General features: G+C 66.9%; 7 protein-coding genes. 6 read left to right on the top strand and 1 reads right to left on the bottom strand.

Annotation, left to right across the window (positions count from 1 at the left end; translation table 11 throughout):
• From ACXJKR_RS21730 to ACXJKR_RS21710, 5 genes are all read left to right on the top strand, one after another.
• The coding region (locus ACXJKR_RS21730; RefSeq protein WP_457324587.1) for a 2Fe-2S iron-sulfur cluster-binding protein at positions 1-904 on the top strand (904 nt) is incomplete at its 5' end.
• Positions 904-1,521: a TetR/AcrR family transcriptional regulator gene (locus ACXJKR_RS21725; protein WP_056195246.1), complete on the top strand. Its 618-nt coding sequence runs from the start codon at positions 904-906 to the stop codon at positions 1,519-1,521. The genes ACXJKR_RS21730 and ACXJKR_RS21725, both read left to right, overlap by 1 nt.
• 29 nt (positions 1,522-1,550) lie before the next feature.
• Positions 1,551-2,696, top strand: a complete 1,146-nt coding sequence (locus ACXJKR_RS21720) for an ABC transporter substrate-binding protein (protein WP_457324586.1) — start codon at positions 1,551-1,553, stop codon at positions 2,694-2,696.
• The gene (gene paaZ, locus ACXJKR_RS21715) at positions 2,693-4,735 is read left to right on the top strand and encodes a phenylacetic acid degradation bifunctional protein PaaZ (RefSeq protein ID WP_457324585.1); all 2,043 of its coding nucleotides are present in this window, start codon (positions 2,693-2,695) and stop codon (positions 4,733-4,735) included. Before ACXJKR_RS21720 ends, paaZ begins: the two co-directional genes overlap by 4 nt.
• A complete protein-coding gene (locus tag ACXJKR_RS21710; protein ID WP_457324584.1) occupies positions 4,732-5,058 on the top strand; it encodes an MmcQ/YjbR family DNA-binding protein in 327 nt (108 codons plus the stop codon). Before paaZ ends, ACXJKR_RS21710 begins: the two co-directional genes overlap by 4 nt.
• Position 5,059: 1 nt before the next feature.
• On the opposite strand, the gene ACXJKR_RS21705 is transcribed toward ACXJKR_RS21710, so the two are convergent.
• Positions 5,060-5,773 carry a C40 family peptidase gene (locus tag ACXJKR_RS21705; RefSeq protein ID WP_457324583.1) on the bottom strand — a complete coding sequence of 238 codons (714 nt, stop codon included), beginning with the start codon at positions 5,771-5,773 and terminating at the stop codon, positions 5,060-5,062.
• A 243-nt stretch (positions 5,774-6,016) separates the two neighbouring features.
• Here ACXJKR_RS21705 and ACXJKR_RS21700 point away from each other — a divergent pair.
• Positions 6,017-6,106, top strand: a 90-nt coding sequence (locus ACXJKR_RS21700) for an acetyl-coenzyme A synthetase N-terminal domain-containing protein (protein WP_457324588.1), incomplete at its 3' end; no start/stop codon positions are given.

Below are 6,106 nucleotides of genomic sequence, written 5' to 3'. Positions count from 1 at the left end.
CAGTTACTCCATCTGCTCCGACCGCCGCCTGCAGGTCGGCATCCGCCGCGTCGATGGCGGCGCCTTCTCCAGCTGGGTGCATGAGCAGCTCAAGGCCGGCGACGTCATCGAGTCCTACCCGCCGCAAGGGCGCTTCTTGATGCCAGCCGCGCAGGCCGAGGGCCGCCATGTGCTCTTCATCGCCGGCGGCTCGGGCATCACGCCCATCATCGCCATCCTGACGGCGCTGCTGGAGCGCGAGCCGAATGCCCGCGCGACGCTGATCTATTCGAACCGTCGCACCGCGTCGACGATGTTCAAGGAAGAACTCGAAGACCTGAAGAACCGCTTCATGACGCGGCTGTCCCTGCACCTGGTCTTCAGCCGCGAGGTGGTCGATGCGCCGCTGTACGGCGGTCGCCTGGATGCCGGCAAGCTCAGCGCCTTCCTCGCCGGCCCGGTGCCGGCGGCGAGCATTGACGAAGTCTTCGTCTGCGGCCCCTTCGAGATGAATGACCAGGCCGAGGCTGCGCTGCTCGGCTCGGGCATCCCGGCCGAGCGCATCCACATCGAGCGCTTCGGCACGCCGGAGACGCTATCCGGCAAACCCGTGCCCCACGAGGTCAAGCCTGGTGATGCGCCCCAGGCCCGCGTGACCGTCATCCGCGACGGCCTGTCGCGCGAGATCGAGTTCCATTCCAGCGACCCCAGCCTGCTCGACGCCGCTGCGCGCGAAGGCATGGATGTGCCGTTCTCGTGCAAGAGCGGCGTCTGCTCCACCTGCCGCTGCAAGCTCATCGAGGGCGAGGTGCGCATGGACAAGAACTTCGCACTGGACAAGGCCGAGGTCGCCGCCGGCTTCATCCTGAGCTGCCAGGCCCATCCGTTGACGGAGCGGGTCGTGATTTCCTTCGACGAACGCTGATGGCACGCAAACGCGCCCCCGGCTTCGAAGCCCAACGCGAGGACATCCTCGCCGCCGCCGCCCGCCTGTTTGCCGAGCAGGGCTTCAGCGCCACGTCGATGAACCAGGTCGCCGAGGCCTGCGGCGTGGCCAAGCCGACCCTGTACCACTACTTCCAGGACAAGCAGGAGCTGCTGGCCCAGATCTGCGACAGCCATGTGCATGCGCTGCTGGCCCTGGTCGAAGAGGTCAAGTCCCGGCAGCTGACGCCCGACGCGCAGCTGCGCGCCCTCATCGAGCGCTTCACGCGTTCCTATGCCGACGCCCAGGCCCAGCACCGCGTGCTGACCAGCGAGATCAAGTTCCTGGCCGATGCCGAGCGCGAGCGCCTGCTCGACGTGGAGCGCCGCGTCGTCAGCGAGTTCGCGGCGGCAGTCTGCCAGGTGCGTCCCGAACTGCGCGACGCCAACCTGCACAAGCCACTGACCATGCTGCTTTTTGGCATGATCAACTGGACCTTCACCTGGCTGCGGCCCGACGGCGAGCTCTCGCACGAGGCGCTCGCCACCCTGGTCAGTGACCTGTTCTTTGGCGGCCTCGGTGCAGTGCAGCTGCGCCAGCCCGCCCTCATTCCATAAACCCGATGACATCCCGAGGAGACGACCCCATGAAGCGATTCAAGCAACTCGCCCTGGCCCTGGCGGCCACGCTGAGCCTGGCGGCCCAGGCTGACATCAACGTTGGCGTCACGTTGTCGGCCACCGGTCCCGCCGCTTCGCTCGGGATTCCGGAGAAGAACACCTTCGCCCTGATGCCGACCACCATCGGCGGCCAGAAGGTCAACTACATCGTGCTGGACGACGCCTCCGACACGACGACGGCCGTCGCCAACACGCGCAAGCTCATCACCGACAGCAAGGTCGACATCGTCATCGGCTCCACCGTCACGCCCAATTCGCTGGCGATGATCGATGCGGTGTCAGAAGCGCAGACGCCGATGATCTCGATGGCCGCTTCGGCACGCATCGTCGAGCCTGTCGACGCGAAAAAGCGCTGGGTCTTCAAGACGCCGCAGAACGACATCATGATGGCCCTGGCCATCGTGACCCACATGGTCGACAACGGCATCAAGACGGCCGGCTTCATCGGCTTTGCCGACGCCTATGGTGAAGGCTGGTGGGGCGAGTTCAACAAGATCGCTGCGACGAAGAAGCTCAACGTCGTCGCGAGCGAACGCTACAACCGCACGGACACGTCGGTCACCGGCCAGGTGCTCAAGCTGGTCGCCGCCAAGCCCGACGCCATCCTGATCGCCGGCTCGGGCACGCCCGCCGCGCTGCCGCAGAAGGCGCTCAGGGAGCGCGGCTATGCCGGCAAGATCTATCAGACCCATGGCATCGCCAACAACGACTTCCTGCGCGTCGGCGGCAAGGACGTCGAAGGCACGCTGCTGCCCGCTGGCCCGGTGCTCGTCGCGGCCCAGCTGCCGGCCGACCACCCGGTGAAGAAGAGCGCCCAGGACTACATCGCCAAGTACGAGGCCGCCCACGGCAAGGGCTCGGTCTCGACTTTCGGTGGCCATGCCTGGGACGCGGGCCTGCTGCTCGCCGCCGCCGCGCCCGAGGCGCTGAAGAAGGCCCAGCCCGGCACGCCGGCCTTCCGCGCCGCGCTGCGCGATGCGCTGGAAAACGTGAAGAACCTGGCCGGCGCGCATGGCGTCTACAACATGTCGTCAGGTGACCACCTGGGCCTGGACCAGCGCGCCCGCGTGATGGTGCAGATTGAAAACGGCGCTTGGAAACTCATCAAGTGAGCACGCTTCAAAGTTACATCGCCGGCCACTGGGTCGGCGAACGAGCGGCCAAGCCACTGGCCAGTGCGATCAACGGTCGCGTGGTGGCGCATACGCATGAAGAGAGCCTGGACTTTGCCGAGGCCATGGCCTTCGCGCGTGGCACGGCGCTGCCCAGCCTGCTGCGCACCCATTTCCAGGACCGCGCCCGCGTGCTGAAGGCGCTGGCCGCCTACCTGATGGAACGCAAGGAAGAGCTGTACGCCATCAGTGCCCATACGGGTGCGACGCGCAGCGACTCCTGGATCGACATCGAGGGCGGCATCGGCACCTTGTTTGCCTACGCCTCCATCGGCGGCAAGGACCTGCCCAGCAGCAATGTGCTGCACGAGGGCCCGGCCATGCGGCTGGGTGCCAACAACCACTTCATCGGCAGCCATGTGATGGTGCCCAAGCGGGGCGTGGCCCTGCACATCAATGCCTTCAATTTCCCGATGTGGGGGATGCTGGAGAAGTTTGCACCGAGCTTCCTGGCCGGCATGCCCTGCCTGGTCAAGCCTGCCACGGCCACCAGCTATGTGGCCGAGGCCTGCGTGCGCCTCATCGTCGAGTCGGGCCTGGTGCCGGTCGGCGCGCTGCAGCTCATCATTGGCGGCACGGGTGATCTGTTCGAGCGCCTGGACGAGGCCGACGTCGTCACCTTCACCGGCAGCGCCGACACCGCGCTGATGCTGAAGGCCCACCCGAACCTGCTGAAGAAGAGCATCCCCTTCAACGCCGAGGCCGACAGCCTGAACTGCGCCATCCTGGCGCCCGACGTGACGCCGGATGACCCGGAGTTCGACCTATTCATCAAGGAGGTGGCGCGCGAGATGACGGCCAAGGCCGGCCAGAAGTGCACGGCCATCCGCCGCACCATCGTGCCCGCCAACCGCATCGATGCGGTGGCCACTGCACTGAAGGCGCGCTTGTCCAAGACGGTGGTGGGTGACCCGGCTGTCGAAGGCGTGCGCATGGGCGCGCTGGCCAGCAAGGCGCAGCAGGCCGACGTGGCCGAACGCGTGGCCCAACTGGCCAAGAACTGCGAGCTGCTGCTGTCCGGGCGCGACGGTTTTGCGCCCAAGGGCGAAGGTGTCAGCGACGGCGCCTTCTTCGCCCCGACGCTGCTGCTGGCCCGCGACTCGGCTGCGAGCGACGCCCACCACCTGGAAGCCTTCGGCCCGGTGACGACGCTGCTGCCCTATGGCGATTTCGAGGAGGCCCTGCACCTGGCAACGCTGGGCCGCGGCAGCCTGGTCGGCACCATCTGCACGAAGACGCCGGCGCTCGCTGCGCAAGCTGTGCCGACCTTTGCCGCCTGGCATGGCCGCATGCTGGTGCTGGACCGCGAAGCCGCGCTGGAGAACACCGGCCATGGTTCGCCGCTGCCCAAGCTCAAGCACGGCGGCCCCGGCCGCGCGGGCGGGGGCGAGGAACTGGGTGGCCTGCGGGCGGTGAAGCACTATTTGCAGCGCTGCGCGGTGCAGGGCTCGCCGACGATGATGAGTGCCGTCACCGGCGAGTACCAGCGCGGTGGCACCGTCACTGAAAGCGACATCCATCCCTTCCGTCGCTACTTCGAGGACGTCGAGGTGGGTATGAGCTTGCTGACCCACCGCCGCACGGTGGGCGAGGCCGACATCGTCGCCTTCGGTGGCCTGTCGGGTGACTACTTCTACATGCACTTCGACGAAGTGGCGGCCAAGGAATCGCCCTTCGGCAGGCGCATCGCCCACGGCTACTTTGTGCTGTCGGCCGCGGCCGGCCTGTTCGTCAGCCCGGCGCCGGGCCCGGTGCTCGCGAACTACGGCTTGGAGAATCTGCGCTTCGTCACGCCTGTGGCGATCGGCGACACCATCCAGGCGCGCCTGACCGCCAAGCGCAAGATCGACCGCCCGCCGCGCGACGACCAGCCCGCGCAAGGCGTCATCGGCTGGGACGTGGCCGTGACCAACCAGCGTGACGAGCTCTGCGCGAGCTACGAAATCCTGACCTTGGTGGCCAAGCGCATCGCGGGATGAACGCAGCGCAGGCCCGAGCAATCGCCTTGGGCCTGCCCGGTGCGGTCGAAACGCCGCATCACGAACTGACGTCCTTCCGGCTGCCAGGCGCGAAGGGCAAGATCTTCGCGACGATGACGCCCGACGGCGCGGAGTTGCGCGTCTTCATCAAGGACGAGGATTCGCGCGATGCGTGGATCGATCGTGAGGCAGGCGTCGTTGAGCCGCTGTTCTGGAGCGCCAGGCGCTGCGGCGTGAAGCTGCTGCTCGCGAAAGCCAAGCTGGGCTGCGTCAAGGAGTTGCTCTCGCAGTCCTGGCGCGAGAACGGCGGCCCGGACGCTTGAACTAGCGAGTGACCGGGCCCTCGCCGGCAGCCGCCTTCAGGTCTGCGCGGCGTGCGCCCGTGAAGCGCTTGGCCCAGTAGGAATCGCGCATGTCTTCCACCCGCACGGCGCTGCCGGTGCGCGGGGCATGGATGAACTTGCCTTCGCCGACATAGATGCCCACGTGGCTGAAGGTGCGCTTCATCGTGTTGAAGAACACCAGGTCGCCAGGCTTGAGTTCGTTCTGGTGGATGGGCAGCAGGCTGCTGTCCTTGGCCTGTTCGTCGGCGCGGCGCGGCAGCACCAGGCCCACGCTCATCTCGAAGATGTGGCGGGTGAAGCCGCTGCAGTCAAAGCCGTTCTCGACCGAATTGCCACCGCGCGTGTAACGCACGCCAAGGAAGTTCATGGCCGACAGCACCAGATCGGACGCGGTGTCGCGCACGCTGGCCAGCAGGCGAGATGACCCGCCCGATTCAGCGCTGGCCAGCAGGCCGCGTTCGCTAAGGAAGCGGCTGACGGCGTCCTGGGCCGTTGCGGGCTTGGTGGCGGCTGCCGGTTGGGTGTTGGCCTTGTCCGTGGCGGCCTGCTGCTGCAGGCTCTGACCGTAGGCTCCCGTCATCGTGCCTGGTGGCGGCGTGACTGTCGCGGCCTGGGCCACGCCTTGCGCATGCGCAGCAAAGCTGGCGGCCAGGAGGCCGGCAACAGCGATGCGGTTCAGCAGGGCAGCAGACAAGGGCATTCAGGAAGAGAGAAACCGGGGCGGACCGTGGGCGGTCGCGATAGCGGAGTGGGACAGCGGCGCGGAGGTTAGGGGGGCACCCTGGCACCGTCAATCGAAGCGGACGTAAAGCGCGCGATTTTCAGGGCAAACCCCGGCTTGGCCGACGGCGAACCCCGTAAAAACCCTGCAATTCATCACGCCAAGGTGTTGCGAAAGGTCAGATTGCCGTCAGTGCCCCGGATTCACACTCCCCGCATGACCAAGTCCTATGCCGAATTCCACAGACGATCGTTGAGCGAGCGCGACGCCTTCTGGGCCGAGCAAGCCAGGCGCATTGATTGGCAG

It is taken from the genome of Roseateles sp. P5_E11, from assembly GCF_054049355.1.
This window is presented reverse-complemented; position numbering and strand designations above follow the sequence as displayed.